The organism is Altererythrobacter sp. C41 (assembly GCF_016803135.1).
Classification (GTDB): Bacteria; Pseudomonadota; Alphaproteobacteria; order Sphingomonadales; family Sphingomonadaceae; genus Pelagerythrobacter.
In genome coordinates this window covers 469284-486595 of the sequence record NZ_JAEVFE010000001.1, presented here as the reverse complement: position 1 = coordinate 486595, position 17312 = coordinate 469284, and the positions used below count along the sequence as shown (strand labels likewise).

Here is a 17312-nt window from a genome sequence, read left to right as displayed (position 1 = left end):
CGCGGCGGGAAATCCCCGCCGCGCCCTTTTTCATTGCCGTTTCAGGATGATGGCTCCCCGAGTTGGATTCGAACCAACGACCAAGTGATTAACAGTCACCTACTCTACCGCTGAGCTATCGGGGAGCAGCCCGTGCAGGCAGAGCGCGCGTATATGGTCGAGCTTCGGAGTTTGCAACCCCGTCGTTGCGGTAGCCGCAAGATTGCCGACCCGGTGGGACTCGGCCTCCAGCGGCTCAGGCCACGAACTGCTCCGCCACGATGCGTTCGTCGAGCGCATGGCCGGGATCGAACAGCAGCGTCAGTTCGGCTTCGCGGGCGATCTCCAGCGTCACTTCCGCCACATCGCGCACTTCCTTCTGGTCGGCCACCGCGGAGACGGGCCGCTTCGACGGCTCGCGCACGCGCAGCTGAATCCGGCTGCGGTCGGGCAGGAGCGCGCCGTTCCACCGGCGCGGGCGGAAGGGGCTGATCGGAGTCAGCGCCAGCAGGTTCGAATCGAGCGGCAGGATCGGCCCGTGGGCGGACAGATTGTAGGCGGTCGATCCGGCGGGGGTCGCTACCAGAACACCGTCGCAGACGAGCTCTTCGATGCGCACGCGGTCATCGACCGAGACCTCGATCTTCGCCGTCTGGCGCGTTTCGCGCAGCAGCGAGACTTCGTTGATTGCGCAGAAGGTCGTCCGCGCACCGTCCTGAGTCACCGCTTCCATGCGCAGCGGCGCGATCGCGATCGCGCGGGCGCGGTTCACGCGGTCGATCACTCTGCCGCCCTTGCGATACTTGTTCATCAGAAAGCCGACCGTGCCCAGGTTGACGCCGTAAACCGGCTTCACGTCTCCACTGTCGAGCATCTGGTGCAACGTGTGGAGCATGAAGCCGTCGCCGCCGATCACCGCAACCGCCTCTGCCTCCTCCATCGAGCAGAAGGCCTGCGACTGGCGCAGCTCGTGCGCCGCCTCCTGCGCGCGCTCGGTATCGGAGGCGATCATCGCCAGCCGCGTAAATCCGTTGGAAACGCCCACTTAGAGCTCCGTCCTGCCGGCGCGCACCCTATGGGGCACCGTCTCGATTTGCAACGCGCGCGGCACACGGGCAGACGGGCAGGGCGGACTGCGCCAACGGCGGGGAATGAATTTCATGACATCGACTCGCGAGCGCCGTTCGCCCATCGACCGCCGGCGCAGCGGTGCCGAGCGTTCGCAGGAACTGTTCGCCGCGATCGACGGGGGGCAGATCGAAATCGCGTTCCAGCCGCAATTCTCCTGCAGCGACGAGAGGCTGATCGGCGCGGAGGCGTTGGCGCGCTGGAACCACCCGCGGCGCGGGACGATCGGGATCGACGCCCTGTTTGCGCTCGCCGGGAACGCCGGCGATGCCGCGGCGCTCACGCACCATATTGCCGGGCGGGCGCTGGCGGCTGCGGCACGCTGGCCCGATCCGCTGCGTCTCTCGCTCAACGTAACGGCCGCCGATATCGCGGCGGAGAATTTCGCCGACACCTTTGGCGCGGCGGTACGGGAATCGGGTTTCCCGGCGGAGCGACTGACGCTCGAACTCACCGAACAGGCGCTGGTGCGCGACATCGACGGCAGCGCCGCCCAGCTCGCGCGGCTTGCCGGCAAGGGCATGCGAATCGCGCTCGACGACTTCGGTGCGGGCTTCTGCAACTTCCGTTATCTCAAGATCCTGCCGCTCCATTATCTCAAGCTCGACCGATCGATGGTGGAGGGGATCGTCACGGATGCGCGCGATCTGGCCGTGCTGCGCGCGATCGTCGCCATGGCCGGGGCGCTCGACATCGCCGTGATCGCGGAGGGGATCGAGGACGAAGCGCAACTGGAGAAGGTGCGCGACGAAGGCTGCGCGGCGTTTCAGGGCTTCCTGCGCGCGCGGCCGATGGCTGCGCGGGCGTTCGAGGAATTCGCGAGCCAAGATAGCGGGCGAGTCGTTCGCGGACTTTAGCCAGCGAGTTCCTTCTCGCGCTTCTTCGTCTTGCTGACGATGCCGCTCAGGCCCTTGGTCAACTGGAACAGCCCATTCAGCCGCGACTTGGGGTCGCCCCAGGCACGGTTGATGACGAGTTTCATGTCGGGCCGCAGCTTGGCGGTGTCCTTCAGCCGCTCGACATAGGCGAGCAGGCCTGCGGGATCGGGGAAGTCGTCGTTGTGGAAGGTCACCAGCGTACCGCGCGCCCCGACATCGATCTTGGCTATGTTCGCGGTGATGGCCTGATGCTTGATCTCGATCAGGCGGATGAGGTTCGCGGTGGCATCGGGCAGGGGGCCGAAGCGGTCGATCATCTCGGCCGCCATCGCCTCAATCTCGGCGCCGTCCTTCGCGTCGTTGAGGCGGCGATAGAGCGCCATGCGAACGGCGAGATCGGGCACGTAGTCCTCGGGGATCATGATCGGCGCGTCGACCGTGATCTGCGGGCTCAGCGGATCGCCGCCACGCTCCAGCCCGGCATCGCCAGCCTTGGCGGCGAGGATCGCGTCCTCCAGCATCGACTGGTAGAGTTCGAACCCGACCTCGCGGATATGGCCTGACTGCTCGTCGCCCAGCAGATTGCCCGCGCCGCGAATGTCGAGATCGTGGCTGGCGAGCTGGAAACCGGCACCGAGGCTGTCGAGATCGCCGAGCACCTTGAGCCGCTTCTCGGCGACTTCGGACAGCGCGACGTCCTTCTCGTAGGTGAGGTAGGCATAGGCGCGCAGCTTCGATCGGCCGACGCGGCCGCGAAGCTGGTAGAGCTGGGCGAGGCCGAAGATGTCGGCGCGGTGGATGATGATCGTGTTGGCGCTCGGCAGGTCGAGCCCGCTCTCGACGATCGTGGTCGAGAGCAGCACGTCGTACTTGCCCTCGTAGAAGGCGCTCATCCGTTCCTCGATCTCGCCGGCGGCCATCTGGCCATGCGCGGCGACGAACTTCACTTCGGGCACGTGCTCGTGCAGCCAGTCGGACAGCGGCTCCATGTCGGAGATGCGGGGCACGACGATGAAGCTCTGCCCGCCGCGATGGTGCTCGCGCAGCAGCGCCTCGCGCATGACCATGTCGTCCCATTCCATCACGTAGGTGCGCACGGCGAGGCGGTCGACGGGCGGGGTCTGGATGGTCGAGAGTTCGCGCAGGCCGCTCATCGCCATCTGCAGCGTGCGCGGGATCGGCGTGGCGGTGAGGGTGAGAACATGAACGTCGGCGCGGAGCTGCTTGAGCTTCTCCTTATGCGTGACGCCGAAGCGCTGCTCCTCGTCGACGATCACGAGGCCGAGATTGCGGAACTTCGTCGTCTTGGAGAGGATCGCGTGGGTGCCGATCACGATATCGACTTTGCCTTCGGCCAGCCCTTCGCGGGTCTCGGTCATTTCCTTCGCGGGCACGAGGCGCGAGAGACGTCCGATGCGCAGCGGGAAGCCGGCGAAACGCTCGACGAAATTGGTGTAGTGCTGGCGCGCCAGCAGCGTGGTTGGCGCCACTACCGCGACCTGCTGCCCGGCCATCGCCGCGACGAAGGCGGCGCGCAGCGCAACCTCGGTCTTGCCGAAGCCGACATCGCCGCAGACCAGGCGGTCCATCGGCCGGCCGGCTTCGAGATCGCCCAGAACGTCCTCGATCGCGCGGTCCTGATCGTCGGTTTCCTGCCACGGGAAACGGTCGACGAACTGGTTGAAGCTCGCCTCTTCCGCCGCGAGCACCGGCGCCTTCTTCAGCGCGCGCTGGGCCGCGACCTGCATCAACTCGCCCGCGATCTCGCGGATGCGCTCCTTCAGCCGCGCGCGCCGCTTCTGCCACGCCTCGCCGCCGAGGCGGTCGAGCATGACCGCCTCCTCGCTGCTGCCGTAGCGGCTGAGGACGTCGATGTTCTCGACCGGGATGTAGAGCTTGTCACCGCCCTTGTACTCCAGCATCACGCAGTCGTGCTGGCTCTTGCCGACGGCGATCGGCTCCAGCCCGAGGTACTTGCCGATCCCGTGCTCGACATGGACGACCAGGTCGCCCCGGTTGAGCGCCGATAGCTCGGCCAGGAATGCGTCGGAATCCTTGCGCTTCTTGCGGCGGCGAACGAGGCGGTCGCCGAGCACGTCCTGTTCGGTGAGCAGCTCCAGTTCGTCGTTGGCGAAGCCGGTCTCGAGCGGCAGGACGAGCGCCACCGGCTTGCCCTTCGCGGCCAGGCCGAGCGCTTCCTGCCAGCTATCGGCAAGCTGCGTATTCGCACCGGCCTCCGAGAGGATCGACGCGATGCGGGCCCGGCTTCCGGTCGAATAGGCGGCGAACAGCGCCTTCTTCCCGCTTCGGCCGACCGCGCCGAGGTGCTTGGCAGCGGCTTCATAAACATTGCCGCCCCGCGCGCGCTCGGGTGCGAAATCGCGCGCGGAGGAGAAGCCGAAATCGACTACCCGCTCGCTTTCGGGCTCGGCGAAGATCGTCGTCCGGTGGACGGGCCTCTTGTCCAGCGCTGCGCCGAACTCGTCCTCGGCGAGGTAGAGCGCGTCGGCGGGGAGGGGGCGGTAGCTGCCCTTGGCCTGGCCGCCGGTGGTCTTGCGCTGTTCGTGATAGTCGGAAATGTCCGACAGGCGCTCCTCGGCGGCCTGGAGTGCTGCGGAATCGATCGCGACCATGTCGCCATCGCCGAGGTGATCGAACAGCGTCGCCATCCGCTCCTCGAACAGGGGCAACCAATGTTCCATGCCGGCGAGACGGCGCCCTTCGCTGACCGCCTCGTAGAGCGGATCCTGCGTCGCGTTGGCGCCGAACATTTCGCGGTAGCGGCTGCGGAAGCGCTTGATGCTGTCCTCGTCGAGCAGTGCTTCGCTGGCCGGCAGCAGGAGGTGCGACTTGAGCACGCCGGTGCTCATCTGGGTCGAGGGATCGAAGCTGCGCAGGCTTTCGAGCTCGTCGCCGAAGAAATCGAGCCGCAGGCCCTCGTCCAGCCCCGAGGGGAAGATGTCGACGATCGAACCGCGGACCGCGTACTCGCCTTTGTCGACCACCGTGTCGGTCCGGCTGTAGCCCTGCCTCTGGAGCAGTGCGGCGAGGCTCTCGCGGCCGATCTCGATCCCGGGCTTGAACTCGCGCACGCTCTCGCGGACGCGGAAGGGCGTCAGCACCCGCTGGAGCACCGCGTTTACGGTGGTGACGAGGAGCTGTGAACCCGCCTTGCCGGCCTGAAGCCGGTGCAGCGCGGAAAGCCTGCGTGCGCTGACGGTGAGGGCGGGGCTGGCGCGATCGTAGGGCAGGCAGTCCCACGCGGGAAACTCGATGACGTCGAGCTCGGGGGCGAAATACTGCGCCGCCTCCGTAACGCTGTGCATTGCCACTTCGTCGGCCGCGATGAAGACCGCTCGGCCCTTCGCCGCACGCGCGAGATCGGCCATCACGAGCGGCTGCGCGCCCCGCGCGACCGAGGCGAGCGTGAGCGGCCTCTCGGCCTTCAGGATACGGTGGAGGTCGGGCATGTCCTGTCCAAATCGTGTTGCCGGTCCCGCGTTCCGCGCACGAGCGAAAACCCGCCCGAGGGATTCGAGCGGGTGGGTCGTGGAGCCTCACATAGACATTCGGGGCGATTTTCCCACCCGCCATTCCAGCGAAAGCTGGGATGACGACCTTTGGGGAGCTACGAAATCTCGACGTAGTCGAGCTTCTGCATCGCAGCCATCTGGGGACCTGCGAACTGCTCCGGCACGGGCTGCGTACCAAGCGCCCAGGCCATCACATCGACGTCGTCTTCCTCCAGCAGCGCCTCGAACCACACCAGTTCCGCCTCGTCCCAGTCGGAATGATACCGGTCGAAGAACCCGCCGATCATGTAATCGGCCTCGCGCGTGCCGCGGTGCCACGCGCGGAAGCGGGCGCGGGAGAGGCGGGTGGGGTCGGGCATGCGGGGCGCCTATCTTCACCGCCGTGCCAGCGCAAGCCGGCATCGCTCTCCACAAGCGCAGCGCCGGGCATGCGATCCCAGCTTTCGCTGGCACGACGATGGGCGCTAAGAGCATCCCATGCGCCCCGACATCCTCAACCCGCTGTTCGCCGAAACCGCGACGCTCGACGGTGTCGGGCCCAAGCTGCAGAAGCCGCTCGACAAGCTCGGCCTCTCGCGGGTGAAGGACGTGGCCTACCACCTGCCCGAACGTTTCGTCACGCGCCGCCCGGTCGAGAACCTGGATGCCGCCAGCGAGGGCGAGCAGATCGTCGTCGCGCTCACCCCGACCGAGCACCGCGCCGCGCGCAGCGGCCGCGGCCCCTACCGCGTGCTCGCGCAGGATGCGGTCGGCAACGTCTGCGCGCTGACTTATTTCGGCCGCGCGTCCTACACCGCGAAGAAGCAGCTTCCAGTGGGCGAGAAGCGCTGGGTCGCCGGGCGCCTCGACCGCTACGGTGACATGCTCCAGATCGTACATCCGGATCACGTGTCGGAGGACGGCGGCAACGCGCTCTGCCAACTCTGCGAGCCGGTTTACGCGCTGTCGGAGGGGCTAACGCAGCCGAAGGTCGCAAGCCTCGTCGAGCAGGCGCTCGCACGCTTGCCTGAACTACCGGAATGGATCGAGCCGGGCCAGTTCGCGCGTCAGAAATGGCCTGCCTGGGCCGACGCGCTCAAGCTGGCGCACAACGGCGAGCATGCGGCCGCCCGGGAGCGGCTTGCTTACGACGAGCTTCTCGCCAACAGTCTCGCTCTGATGCTCGTGCGGGCGGACAATCGCCGCCGGCGCGGACAGTCTCTACAGGGCGACGGAGCCTTGCGTGCCAGGCTGCAACTGCCATTCCCCCTCACCGGCGCGCAGAAGCGCTCGATTGCCGAGATCGAGGGCGATCTGGCGCAGGAAGCGCCCATGCTGCGGCTGCTCCAGGGAGATGTCGGCGCGGGCAAGACGGTGGTGGCCCTGGAAGCCATGCTGATCGCAGTCGAGGCCGGCCGGCAGGCGGCACTCCTCGCACCCACCGAGATCCTCGCGCGCCAGCATTTCGAAACGCTGCGGGCCATGGCGCAGCCGACCGGAGTCGAGATTGCCCTGCTGACCGGCCGCGACAAGGGCAGGGCGCGCGAATCGATCCTGATGGGCCTGATGGACGGAAGCATCGACATCGTGGTCGGCACCCATGCGATCTTCCAGGAAAGCGTCGCCTACCGCGACCTCGCGCTGGTGGTGATCGACGAACAGCATCGCTTCGGGGTCGCACAGCGGCTGCAGCTCGCGGGCAAGGGGCGCCGCACGCCGCACACGCTGGCGATGACGGCAACCCCGATCCCGCGCACGCTCACTCTGGCGCAGTACGGCGAGATGGACGTCAGCCGCCTCGACGAGATGCCACCCGGACGCCAGGCGATCGATACCCGCGTAGTCGCGCAGGAGCGGCTCGCCGACGTGATTGATGCGATCGGCCGGCACATCGCGGGAGGGCAGCAGGCTTACTGGGTCTGCCCGATGGTGCGCGAGCACGAAAGCGAGGACATCGCCGCGGCCGAGGCGCGCTACGCCGCGCTGCGGGAGCGTTTCGGAGATGCAGTCGTGCTGGTCCACGGGCAGCTCAAGCCGGAACTCAAGGACGCCGCAATGGAGCGATTCGCGCGCGGCGTGGCGAAGCTGCTGGTGGCGACCACGGTGATCGAGGTCGGTGTCGACGTGCCCGCCGCAACCCTGATGGTGATCGAGCAGGCCGAGCGCTTCGGCCTCGCCCAGCTTCACCAGTTGCGCGGACGCGTGGGGCGCGGAAGCGAAAAATCGACGTGCCTGCTGCTGCGCGGCGAAGCGCTGTCGGAAACCGGCCGGGAACGCCTCGCCCTCATGCGCGAGACGCAGGACGGCTTTCGCCTCGCCGAGGAGGACTTGCGCTTGCGCGGCGGCGGCGAGCTGCTCGGCACGCGCCAGTCGGGCGACACGCCGTTTCGCGTCGCGACGCTGGAGCAGATCCAGCGCCTCCTTCCGCTCGCGCACGACGACGCCCACCTGCTGATGGAGCGCGACGGCGGCCTGGAGGGCGAGCGTGGCACTGCCGCCCGCGTGCTGCTTTATCTGTTCGAACGCGACTGGGGCGTGCAACTGCTGCGCGGAGGCTAGCGCAGCAGGGCGACGAGCGCTTCGGCGCCGCGGCTCACATCTTCCCAGGTGTAAGTGAAATTATCCTCGCCGCCGTACCAGGGATCGGCGACTTCCGCCCCTTCCCGGCCCGGCACGAGATCCATCAGCATGGCGACCTTCGCTCTGCTGTCCGCCGGCCGCAGGCGTTCGATATCGCGCATGTTCGAGCGATCCATGCCGACGATCCAGTCGAACCGGTCGAAGTCCTCCACCGCCAGTTGCCGTCCGCGATAATGCGAGATGTCGATTCCGTGCCGCGCCGCCGTCGCGATGCTGCGCGGATCGGGCTGCTTGCCGACGTGGTAGTCCGCGGTCCCCGCACTGTCGACCACGACATCGAGCCTCGCGCGCGCCGCCGCCGCGCGAAACGCCGCTTCGGCCAGCGGCGAGCGGCAGATGTTCCCCAGGCAGACGAACAGGATGGCGAGCCTTGCGATGATGTCCTCCGGCATGATGATTTCGACGGCTCTTAAGCCGCACGCCGGGTGCTTGGGAAGCGGGAGCATCTTACCGCGCGCGATCGCGTTCGCCGCGCAGCACGGCGGCGCGCGATTGCAGAAGGTCGCGGCGCGAGATGATGCCGATCAGCCGTCCATCGTCCGGGGCGACGACGCATATGCGACCGACCTCGTTGGTGATCATGAGGTTGGCGATCGCATCGGCCGGCGTATCGGGCGTCGCCACCGGCAACGACCGGTCCGACAGGCGATCGCCGAGCGAGACCGTCTGCCGATCGTCCAGCCGCTGCCAGTGCAAGGCATCGCGGCGTGCGGCCAGCCCGACGGGGCGGTGATCGGCGTCGACCACCGGATAAGTCTGGTGCACGGCTTCGGTTTCGAAGAAGTGCGTGGCGTCCGCGATCGACATGGTTTCCGGCAGGGTCTCCGGATCGCGCGTCATCAGGTCGGCCGCCATGCCCAGCGCCAGCGGGTCCACGCTGAATTCCTGACTGACGTGGCGCCCGCGGCGCGATATCTTCTCGGTCAGGATCGAGCGCCTGAGCGCCAGCACGGCGATCGCATAGGCGGCACCCGAGGCGGCGACGGCGGCGGGTAGCTCTGCAAAGTGCCCGGTGAGCTCGACCACGAAAATGGCCGACGTGAGCGGCGCGCGCATCGCCGCGCTCATCACGCCCGCCATGCCGAGCATGGCCCACGGCCCACTTCCGCCCGGCAGCCAATACCCCGCGACGCCGCCGAGGGCGCCCCCCAAGATAAGTAGCGGCGCAAGCACGCCGCCGGACGTGCCCGAACCTAGCGCGATCAGCCACACGACCGCTTTCGCCGCGAAGAGCAGCACCATTGCGGCGAGCATGAGGCGCCCGTCGAGCAGGTCCTGAATGCTGCCGTAGCCAGCGCCGAGCACGCGGGGTTCGATCAATCCGCCGACGCCGACGATCACGGCACCGAGCGCGGGCCACCACATCCAGTGTACCGGCAGGCGGTGGAAGACGTCCTCGATTCGGTAGAGCAGGGTGGACAGCAGTCCCGCGACGCCGCCGGCAAGGCACCCGAGCACGGCCGAGAGCAGCAGGACGGTGCCGTCGATCGGCAGAGCAGCGTCGAAAGGAAACAGCGGCCCACTGCCGATCAGTAGCGGCCGCCAGGCAAAGGCGACTGTCGCGCTGACGATCACCGGCACGAAGCTGCGGGGCTTCCATTCGAACAGCAGAACTTCGATCGCGAGCAGTATCGCGGCGACGGGCGTGCCGAAGATCGCCGTCATCCCCGCGGCTGCACCTGCCACCAGCAGGGTTTTGCGCTCGGCCGCGGTCAGGCGGAAACGCTGCGCGAACAGCGATCCGACCGCGCCGCCGGTCATGATGATCGGACCTTCGGCGCCGAACGGTCCGCCGCTTCCTATGGAAATGGCGGAGGAGAGCGGCTTGAGGAAGGCGACGCGGGGCGACAGCTTGCTTTCGCCGTAGAGAATCGCCTCTATCGCCTCCGGAATTCCGTGCCCCCTGATCTTGTCGGAGCCGAAGCGCGCCATCAGTCCGACAATCAGGCTGCCGATGACCGGAACGAGCAGCACGATCGGTCCGGTTGCCGCATCGACGATCGATGCAGGCTCCACAGAAATGCGCTGATACCAGAACAGGTTCACCGTGAGCTCGATCAGATGGAGCAGCAGCCAGGCGGCGAGCGCACCGCCGGTGCCCGTCACCAGCGCCATCGCCGCGAGCACGAGCATGCGCCTGTCCGCACTGTGGTCGGCCGCGCGTGGGCGAGGGACAGCGGCACGGGCGTCCGGCTGCGCAGGTCGGTCGGTCATCTCGGTCTCTTGCAAGGCGAAGTCGCCCCGGTATATCGTGATCCGATATTTTTCAAGGTGCACGATGGCGGACGAACTCGACAACGAAAGCTATCGCGCACTCGCGGCCTTCCGCTACGAGCTGCGGCGGTTCCTGCACTTCTCCGAAAACGCGGCGCGGGGCGCAGGACTCACGCCGCAGCAGCACCAGGCTCTGCTGGCGATACGGGCCGCTCCCGGCGGCGAGATGCTGGTCGGCGAATTGGCCGAGCGGCTCCTGCTACGGCCGCACAGTGCCTCGGAACTCGCGGCCCGACTCGAGGGGCAGGGGCTGGCGATGCGTCAGCATGACGCGGCCGACCGGCGGCAGGTCCATTTGTGTCTGACAAAGGAGGCGATGGAAATCCTCACCTCGCTGACCGTCGCCCATCGCGCAGAACTCCGCCGCTCCGGCCCCTTGCTGCACAAGTTGCTCGAAAAGCTTTGAAGGCCAGCCTCCGGGAAGGAGGTGCTGCCGCCCGCCGGAGAATACAGATTTCCGTTGAAGATATTGGTCGGGGAGAGAGGATTCGAACCTCCGGCCCCTGCCTCCCGAAGACAGTGCTCTACCAGGCTGAGCTACTCCCCGACCGTGTCGGTCCCGTCCGGCGAAGCGCCGTGCGGGTCGAGGCAAGGCGCGCCCTATAGGCAGCGTGTGGCGGGGTGGCAAGCGGGCAATTGCAGGTCTAGGACGTTGGCATGGCCAGCGCCGCACTTCCCGCCGATTCTCCGAATCGCGAGCACCCCGAACAGCAGTATCTCGACCTCATGCGCCGCATCTGGGCCGAGGGGAGCGAGCGGGTGGACCGCACCGGGGTCGGCACGCGGTCGGTGTTCGGGGCGATGCTGCGCTTCGATCTGGCAGAGGGTGCCATGCCGCTCCTCACCACCAAGCGGGTCTACTGGAAGACCGCAACGCGCGAGATGCTGTGGTTCCTCACGGGCGAGACGAACATTCGCCCGCTGGTGCTGCAGGGCGTGAAGATCTGGAACGAATGGCCGCATGCCCGCTACGTGCGCGAGACGGGCGATGCGATGACGCTCGAGGATTTCGTGCAGCGGATCGCCGAGGACGAGGCATTCGCCGAGCGCTGGGGCGATCTGGGACCGGTCTACGGCAAGCAATGGGTCGACTGGCCGACGTACCGCTATCGCCCGGACGGCACGTACGAGAAGGGCCCGGGGATCAACCAGGTCGCGCAAGTTGTCGAATCGCTGCGCACCAATCCCGGCAGCCGGCGCCACATCATCGAAGGGTGGAACGTTGCCGAGCTCGACCGCATGGCGCTGCCGCCGTGTCACAAGACCTACCAGTTCCACGTTGCCGACGGCCGGCTCAACTGCGCGCTCTATCAGCGGAGCTGCGACGTCGCGCTGGGCCTGCCGTTCAACTTGTGGTCGGGTGCGCTGCTACAGCGGATGATCGCGCAGCAGGTCGATCTCGAGCCGGGCGAGTTCGTGTGGATGGGGGGGGACGTCCACCTCTACCTCAACCACGAGCACCTGATCACCGAGCAGCTTACAAGGGAACCGCAGGGCCGCCCGCGGCTTGAGATAGTGCGGCGGCCGGAGACGATTTTCGATTACCGTCTCGAGAATTTCGAGGTCCGCAACTACACGCCGCTGGGGGCGATCAGGGCCCCCGTGGCGGTCTGAGACGGGAGAGCTTGACCCCTCCCGAACCGTGAAATAAAATAACGCACACGTATAAGAATGCGTCTCACGTTTTGGGAGATCACCCTATGGCCGACAGGCCCGACGCGGACCGGGAAGCAGGGGCCAACAAGCCCACGCTCCGGCTTCACGTTCCCGAACCCAAGTTCCGCCCCGGCGACACGGTGGACTTCAGCCATATCCAGGTCAGCGAGCCCGGCAAGCAGCCGCGCCCCGACGAGGCGTGCGATGCCCGGGAAACCGCGCCGCTCTGCCACGACCTGATCCGCGTGCTGGGCGACGACAACCGCGCCCACGGCCCCTGGGATCCCAAGCTCGATCCCGACACGCTGCGCACCATGCTCGGCCATTTCGCGCTCGTGCGCGCGTTCGACGAGCGCATGTTCCGCGGCCAGCGGCAGGGCAAGACCAGCTTCTACATGAAGTGTACGGGCGAGGAGGCGACCTCGGTCGCCGCCGCCATGGCGCTGGCGAGCGACGACATGGTCTTCCCCAGCTACCGCCAGCAGGGCGTGCTGATCGCGCGCGGCTACGACCTCGTCGAGATGATCAACCAGATCTACTCGAACAAGGGCGACAAGCTGAAGGGCCGCCAGCTCCCGATCATGTATTCGAGCCGAGAGCACAGCTTCTTCTCCATCAGCGGCAACCTCGCCACGCAGACCCCGCAGGCGGTGGGCTGGGCGATGGCGAGCGCGATCCGGGGCGACAGCCGCATCGCCGCGACCTGGGTGGGCGAGGGCAGCACCGCAGAAGGCGACTTTCATTCGGCCTGCACTTTCGCGACCGTCTATAACGCACCGGTTATCCTCAACGTTATCAACAACCAGTGGGCGATTTCGAGCTTCTCGGGCTTCGCCGGCGCGGAGCGGACGACCTTCGCCGCGCGCGCGCTGGGATATGGGCTTGCCGGGCTGCGGGTCGACGGCAACGACGCGCTCGCCGTCTATGCCGCGCAGCGGTGGGCGGCCAATCGCGCGCGCGCCAATGCCGGGCCGACTCTGATCGAATACTTCACCTACCGTGCGGAAGGGCATTCGACGTCCGACGATCCCGCCGGTTACCGCAGCGCGCAGGAGCGTGAGGAGTGGCCGCTGGGCGATCCCATCATGCGGCTCAAGAATCACCTAATCGCGCTCGGTGAATGGGATGAGGAGCGGCAGGAAGCCATGGACCGCGAGGCGGCCGAGCGGGTCAAGGCCGCGACCAAGGAGGCCGAGAAGAACGGTATCCTCGGCCACGGCATGCACCAGCCCTTCCGCACGATGTTCGAGGACGTGTTCGAGGAACTGCCCTGGCACCTGAAGGAACAGGCCGAGCAGGCGACGCGCGAGCGGCTCATCAAGTTCCACGGAGGGCGTCCGCAATGAGCGCCGAAGTGAAGGAAAGCCAGGCGGCACAGAGCGGCACCGAGCGCCGCCTCAACATGATCGAGGCGATCAACGATGCGTTGGACATCATGCTGGAGCGCGATCCCGACGTGATCGTGATGGGGGAGGACGTCGGCTACTTCGGCGGCGTCTTCCGCTGCACGGCTGGCCTGCAAAAGAAGCATGGCAAGACGCGGGTGTTCGACACGCCGATTTCGGAATGCGGGATCATCGGCGTCGCGGTGGGGATGGGCGCTTATGGTCTGAGGCCGGTGCCGGAGATCCAGTTCGCCGACTACATCTATCCCGGGCTCGACCAGCTCATCTCCGAAGCGGCGCGGCTGCGCTATCGTTCGGCGACCGAATACATCGCGCCGATGACGGTGCGTTCGCCCTTCGGCGGAGGCATCTTCGGTGGGCAGACGCACAGCCAGAGTCCGGAGGCGCTGTTTACCCACGTCTCGGGCCTCAAGACGGTGATCCCCTCGACGCCTTACGATGCCAAGGGTCTGCTGATCTCGTGCATAGAGGACAACGACCCGGTGATCTTCTTCGAGCCGAAGCGGATCTACAACGGGCCGTTCAGCGGTTACTACGACAAGCCGGCCGAGCCCTGGAAGCGCCACCCGCAGAGCGTCGTGCCCGAGGGATACTACAAGATCCCGCTCGGCAAGGCGCGCACGGTGACCGAAGGCGATGCCCTGACCGTGCTTGCTTACGGCACGATGGTTCACGTGGTCGAGGCGGTCTGCCGCGAGAAGGGCGTCGAGGCGGACATCCTGGACCTGCGCACGCTGGTGCCGATCGACATCGAGGCGATCGAGGCCTCGGTCGAGCGCACCGGCAAGTGCCTGATCGTGCACGAGGCGACCCGCACCTCCGGCTTCGGCGCGGAGCTCTCGGCGCTCGTCACCGAACGCTGCTTCTATCACCTCGAAGCCCCGGTCGAGCGCGTGACCGGCTTCGACACCCCTTATCCGCACAGCCTCGAATGGGCCTATTTCCCCGGCCCGGTTCGCATCGGCGAAGCGATCGACAAGCTCCTGAAGGACTGACGCACATGGCCAGATTCACCTTCAATCTTCCCGACATCGGCGAAGGCATCGCCGAAGCCGAGATCGTCGACTGGCACGTCAAGGTCGGCGACACCGTCGACGAAGACGACCGCCTCGCCGACATGATGACCGACAAGGCGACCGTCGAAATGGAAAGCCCGGTCGCGGGTAAAGTCGTCGAGATCGCCGGCGAAGTGGGTGACACGATCGCGATCGGCGCGATGCTCGTCGTGATCGAGACCGAGGGCGCCGCTGCGGAGGCGGATGCCGCCCCTGCACCGAAGGCCGAGGAAGTCGAAGAGCGGATCGAGGTGGAGACCTCGGACGCGAGCGACGCAGACGATGCGGTCGCGGCGGAAAAGCCCTCTCCCCATCAGGGGAAAGGGAGGAGTGCCCTGAGCATGTCGAAGGGCGCGGAGGGAGTGGGGGACGTGAGCGATGTCCCCCAAACCCCGACCCTCTCCCCTGAAGGGGAGAGGGAGAAGAAAGTTCTCGCCTCTCCTGCCGTTCGCGCGCGGGCGAGGGATCTCGGCGTCGATCTTGCCGAGGTGAAACCGGCCGAGGACGGGCGTATTCGCCATGCCGATCTCGACGCCTTCCTCTCCTACAATGCCGGCAGCGGGTTCTCGCCCGCGGGCCGCACACGGGCTGACGAGGAGATCAAGGTCATCGGCCTGCGCAAGCGCATCGCGCAGAACATGGCCGAATCGAAGCGCAACATCCCGCACTTCTCCTATGTCGAGGAGTGCGACGTGACCGAGCTCGAGCGGCTGCGCGCCGATCTCAACGCCAATCGCGGCAACAAGCCGAAGCTCACCATGCTGCCGCTGCTGATCGCCGCGATCTGCCGGACATTGCCCGACTTCCCGATGATCAATGCGCGCTACGACGACGAGGCGGGCGTGGTCACGCGCCACGGTGCGGTTCACCTCGGCATGGCGACGCAGACGGACAGGGGGCTGATGGTCCCGGTGATCCGCGACGCGCAGGCGAAGAACCTCTGGCAGCTCGCGCGCGAGATCGGCCGCCTGGCGGAAGCCGCCCGCGATGGCTCGGCGAAGTCGGAGGAGCTGTCCGGCTCGACGCTCACGCTTACTTCGCTCGGCCCGCTGGGCGGCGTGGCGACGACGCCCGTCATCAACCGGCCCGAAGTGGCGATCATCGGGCCCAACCGGATCATCGAGCGGCCGATGTTCGTGCCCGACGGGATGGGCGGCGACCGGATCGAGAAGCGCAAGCTGATGAACGTCTCGATCAGCTGCGATCATCGCGTGGTCGACGGCTACGACGCCGCCAGCTTCGTGCAGGCGCTCAAGAAACTGCTGGAAACCCCGGTCCTGCTGCTGGCGGATTGACCAGGATCCTCCCCATTTGCGCTTCGCGAAAATGGGGAGGATCGGGTAGGTTGGCTTTCATGGCCACCGACCCACGCATCGACGCTTATATCGACAAGGCCGAAGCCTTCGCGCAGCCGATCCTCCGACACGTCCGCGCTCTCGTGCATTCCGCGCTGCCGGAGGCCGAGGAAGCCATCAAGTGGGGCATGCCGCACTTCATGGTCGGCGGAAAGAACGTGGTCGGGATGGCGGCGTTCAAGGCACACGCGGCAGTGATGATTCACGGCGAGGACGATTCGGCGGAGGGCATGGGCACTCTCGGCAAGATCGCTTCGCTCGGAGAATTGCCGCCCGACGAGGACCTCACGGCGCGCTTCCGGGCGGCTGCCGATGCGTTCGTTTCAGGGAAAGCATCGACGCGCGCGGCGAAACCCAAACCGGAGATCGCGATGCCGGACGACTTCGGCAGCGCGCTCGCGGCGGCTCCGCAAGCGCGGGCGTTCTTCGATACGCTCGCGCCCTCCTATCGCCGCGAGTACCTGGAATGGATCGTCGAGGCAAAGCGCCCGGCGACCCGCACGAAACGCATCGCCACGGCAGTCGAGTGGCTGGCCGAGGGCAAGAAGCGCAACTGGAAGTACGCGGGCTGCTAGGCGGCCCGTTCAGCGCACGATCGCGCTGTAGGTCACCCGCGCGGCGCGTTGTGCGGCGCTGCCGTCGTCGAAGCGCCAGCGCAGGTGCGTGACATCTTCGGGCGAGGCGAGGCGCATGCCGTCGCCATCCGCCATTCGCATCGTGCCCAGCCGGCCCCAGTTGCGGCCCCCGTCGACCGAAACCTCGAGCGCGTCCGAACTGCTGCGCTGGAAGGCGAGGGCACGCGGCACCGCGCTCGAGACCGTGACCGGATCGCCGCTCCGCCGACCGCGCCATTCGACCATCAGCACGACCTTGTCGCCGGACCGCAGGTTTTCGGCCGGCTCGATCGTGCGAACCCGCTCCCCGTCGGACGTGGTCGCGACACGCTCCACATAGACCGCGCGCGAGATGGCGCTTGTCGATTGAGCCGCCACGCCGCTGGCGGCGAAGCAGGCGAGGCTGCCGATCACGAGACCGATACGCATGACTTCCCCCTTCGTCTCCTCGTGATCAGAGGTGACCGGAAGAGACGAAAATATGGTTAACGAAAGCCTCCGGGCGAGTGCTTTTCCACACCGTGAAAAAGCCGCGCGAGAGGCCATTGACAGCCCTTTCAGGCTGCCCTAGTGGCGCGGCTCCCAAGCGGCGCACCGCCCGAGAATGCGCGGGTGTAGCTCAGTTGGTTAGAGCGCCGGCCTGTCACGCCGGAGGTCGCGGGTTCGAGTCCCGTCACTCGCGCCACTTGGGATTTTCTTCCAGATTTGATGGTTGGCGGCAGCGTTTTGCAAGCACCACCCCCCGACCCCTTCCTCTGAAGAGGAGGGGGAGAAAAGACCTATGCGCCTCTAAGCCCCCTCCTCTTTAGAGGAAG

Annotated in this window: 14 protein-coding genes and 3 tRNA genes; 9 read left to right on the top strand and 8 right to left on the bottom strand. The window is 66.9% G+C overall.

The window, feature by feature from the left end:
* Nucleotides 1–50: 50 nt before the first annotated feature.
* Together JNO53_RS02300 and JNO53_RS02295 are read right to left on the bottom strand one after the other, a co-directional pair.
* A tRNA-Asn gene (locus tag JNO53_RS02300) sits at nucleotides 51–125 on the bottom strand.
* A 110-nt stretch (nucleotides 126–235) separates the two neighbouring features.
* Nucleotides 236–1024 carry an NAD kinase gene (locus tag JNO53_RS02295; protein ID WP_338015276.1) on the bottom strand — a complete coding sequence of 263 codons (789 nt, stop codon included), beginning with the start codon at nucleotides 1022–1024 and terminating at the stop codon, nucleotides 236–238.
* Between the two features lie 115 nt (nucleotides 1025–1139).
* On the opposite strand from JNO53_RS02295, the gene JNO53_RS02290 reads away from it, so the two are divergent.
* Nucleotides 1140–1964, top strand: a complete 825-nt coding sequence (locus tag JNO53_RS02290) for an EAL domain-containing protein (protein ID WP_238401534.1) — start codon at nucleotides 1140–1142, stop codon at nucleotides 1962–1964.
* On the opposite strand, the gene mfd is transcribed toward JNO53_RS02290, so the two are convergent.
* Nucleotides 1961–5455: a transcription-repair coupling factor gene (gene mfd, locus JNO53_RS02285; protein ID WP_203107182.1), complete on the bottom strand. Its 3495-nt coding sequence runs from the start codon at nucleotides 5453–5455 to the stop codon at nucleotides 1961–1963. The genes JNO53_RS02290 and mfd overlap by 4 nt on opposite strands.
* Nucleotides 5456–5613: 158 nt before the next feature.
* Nucleotides 5614–5877 (bottom strand): FAD assembly factor SdhE, encoded by a 264-nt coding sequence (locus JNO53_RS02280; RefSeq protein WP_203107181.1) that lies wholly within the window; start codon nucleotides 5875–5877, stop codon nucleotides 5614–5616.
* A gap of 118 nt (nucleotides 5878–5995) precedes the next feature.
* Between JNO53_RS02280 and recG the strand changes: the two genes are divergently transcribed.
* Complete coding sequence (gene recG, locus JNO53_RS02275; RefSeq protein WP_203107180.1) at nucleotides 5996–8056, top strand: ATP-dependent DNA helicase RecG; 2061 nt, start codon at nucleotides 5996–5998, stop codon at nucleotides 8054–8056.
* On the opposite strand, the gene JNO53_RS02270 is transcribed toward recG, so the two are convergent.
* Nucleotides 8053–8529, bottom strand: coding sequence for a low molecular weight protein-tyrosine-phosphatase (locus JNO53_RS02270; protein ID WP_238401602.1), 477 nt, complete (start codon nucleotides 8527–8529; stop codon nucleotides 8053–8055). The genes recG and JNO53_RS02270 overlap by 4 nt on opposite strands.
* A 55-nt stretch (nucleotides 8530–8584) precedes the next feature.
* Nucleotides 8585–10351, bottom strand: coding sequence for a chloride channel protein (locus JNO53_RS02265; RefSeq protein WP_238401533.1), 1767 nt, complete (start codon nucleotides 10349–10351; stop codon nucleotides 8585–8587).
* A gap of 64 nt (nucleotides 10352–10415) precedes the next feature.
* Here JNO53_RS02265 and JNO53_RS02260 point away from each other — a divergent pair, with 64 nt between their 5' ends.
* Entirely contained in the window at nucleotides 10416–10817 is a 402-nt protein-coding gene (locus JNO53_RS02260) for a MarR family winged helix-turn-helix transcriptional regulator (protein WP_203107179.1), read from the top strand.
* A 64-nt stretch (nucleotides 10818–10881) separates the two neighbouring features.
* On the opposite strand, the gene JNO53_RS02255 is transcribed toward JNO53_RS02260, so the two are convergent.
* Nucleotides 10882–10958 (bottom strand) — tRNA-Pro (locus JNO53_RS02255).
* A gap of 110 nt (nucleotides 10959–11068) precedes the next feature.
* On the opposite strand from JNO53_RS02255, the gene thyA reads away from it, so the two are divergent.
* The 5 genes from thyA to JNO53_RS02230 all read left to right on the top strand — a co-directional run bounded on the left by thyA (nucleotide 11069) and on the right by JNO53_RS02230 (nucleotide 16458).
* Nucleotides 11069–12025: a thymidylate synthase gene (thyA, locus tag JNO53_RS02250; protein ID WP_203107178.1), complete on the top strand. Its 957-nt coding sequence runs from the start codon at nucleotides 11069–11071 to the stop codon at nucleotides 12023–12025.
* Nucleotides 12026–12111: 86 nt separating this feature from the next.
* Nucleotides 12112–13413 (top strand): 3-methyl-2-oxobutanoate dehydrogenase (2-methylpropanoyl-transferring) subunit alpha, encoded by a 1302-nt coding sequence (locus tag JNO53_RS02245; protein WP_203107177.1) that lies wholly within the window; start codon nucleotides 12112–12114, stop codon nucleotides 13411–13413.
* Entirely contained in the window at nucleotides 13410–14468 is a 1059-nt protein-coding gene (locus tag JNO53_RS02240; protein ID WP_203107176.1) for an alpha-ketoacid dehydrogenase subunit beta, read from the top strand. The genes JNO53_RS02245 and JNO53_RS02240 overlap by 4 nt, the downstream gene beginning before the upstream one ends.
* 5 nt (nucleotides 14469–14473) lie before the next feature.
* Nucleotides 14474–15823: a dihydrolipoamide acetyltransferase family protein gene (locus JNO53_RS02235; protein ID WP_203107175.1), complete on the top strand. Its 1350-nt coding sequence runs from the start codon at nucleotides 14474–14476 to the stop codon at nucleotides 15821–15823.
* Nucleotides 15824–15882: 59 nt separating this feature from the next.
* The gene (locus tag JNO53_RS02230; RefSeq protein WP_203107174.1) at nucleotides 15883–16458 is read left to right on the top strand and encodes a YdeI/OmpD-associated family protein; all 576 of its coding nucleotides are present in this window, start codon (nucleotides 15883–15885) and stop codon (nucleotides 16456–16458) included.
* A 9-nt stretch (nucleotides 16459–16467) separates the two neighbouring features.
* Here the strand turns inward: JNO53_RS02230 and JNO53_RS02225 are convergent, their stop codons facing one another.
* Complete coding sequence (locus JNO53_RS02225) at nucleotides 16468–16926, bottom strand: hypothetical protein (protein ID WP_203107173.1); 459 nt, start codon at nucleotides 16924–16926, stop codon at nucleotides 16468–16470.
* Between the two features lie 179 nt (nucleotides 16927–17105).
* Between JNO53_RS02225 and JNO53_RS02220 the strand changes: the two genes are divergently transcribed.
* Nucleotides 17106–17182: transfer RNA gene (locus JNO53_RS02220), tRNA-Asp, on the top strand.
* The last annotated feature ends 130 nt before the right edge of the window (nucleotides 17183–17312 follow it).

What these genes read in the sequence shown, in the direction of transcription:
- JNO53_RS02225 (WP_203107173.1), bottom strand. Translation starts at nt 16,926, where the DNA reads ATGCGTATCGGTCTCGTGATCGGCAGCCTCGCCTGCTTCGCCGCCAGC.
- JNO53_RS02240 (WP_203107176.1), top strand. Translation starts at nt 13,410, where the DNA reads ATGAGCGCCGAAGTGAAGGAAAGCCAGGCGGCACAGAGCGGCACCGAG.
- JNO53_RS02235 (WP_203107175.1), top strand. Translation starts at nt 14,474, where the DNA reads ATGGCCAGATTCACCTTCAATCTTCCCGACATCGGCGAAGGCATCGCC.
- JNO53_RS02260 (WP_203107179.1), top strand. Translation starts at nt 10,416, where the DNA reads ATGGCGGACGAACTCGACAACGAAAGCTATCGCGCACTCGCGGCCTTC.
- recG (WP_203107180.1), top strand. Translation starts at nt 5,996, where the DNA reads ATGCGCCCCGACATCCTCAACCCGCTGTTCGCCGAAACCGCGACGCTC.
- JNO53_RS02245 (WP_203107177.1), top strand. Translation starts at nt 12,112, where the DNA reads ATGGCCGACAGGCCCGACGCGGACCGGGAAGCAGGGGCCAACAAGCCC.
- JNO53_RS02230 (WP_203107174.1), top strand. Translation starts at nt 15,883, where the DNA reads ATGGCCACCGACCCACGCATCGACGCTTATATCGACAAGGCCGAAGCC.
- mfd (WP_203107182.1), bottom strand. Translation starts at nt 5,455, where the DNA reads ATGCCCGACCTCCACCGTATCCTGAAGGCCGAGAGGCCGCTCACGCTC.
- JNO53_RS02290 (WP_238401534.1), top strand. Translation starts at nt 1,140, where the DNA reads ATGACATCGACTCGCGAGCGCCGTTCGCCCATCGACCGCCGGCGCAGC.
- JNO53_RS02270 (WP_238401602.1), bottom strand. Translation starts at nt 8,529, where the DNA reads ATGCCGGAGGACATCATCGCAAGGCTCGCCATCCTGTTCGTCTGCCTG.
- JNO53_RS02265 (WP_238401533.1), bottom strand. Translation starts at nt 10,351, where the DNA reads ATGACCGACCGACCTGCGCAGCCGGACGCCCGTGCCGCTGTCCCTCGC.
- JNO53_RS02280 (WP_203107181.1), bottom strand. Translation starts at nt 5,877, where the DNA reads ATGCCCGACCCCACCCGCCTCTCCCGCGCCCGCTTCCGCGCGTGGCAC.
- thyA (WP_203107178.1), top strand. Translation starts at nt 11,069, where the DNA reads ATGGCCAGCGCCGCACTTCCCGCCGATTCTCCGAATCGCGAGCACCCC.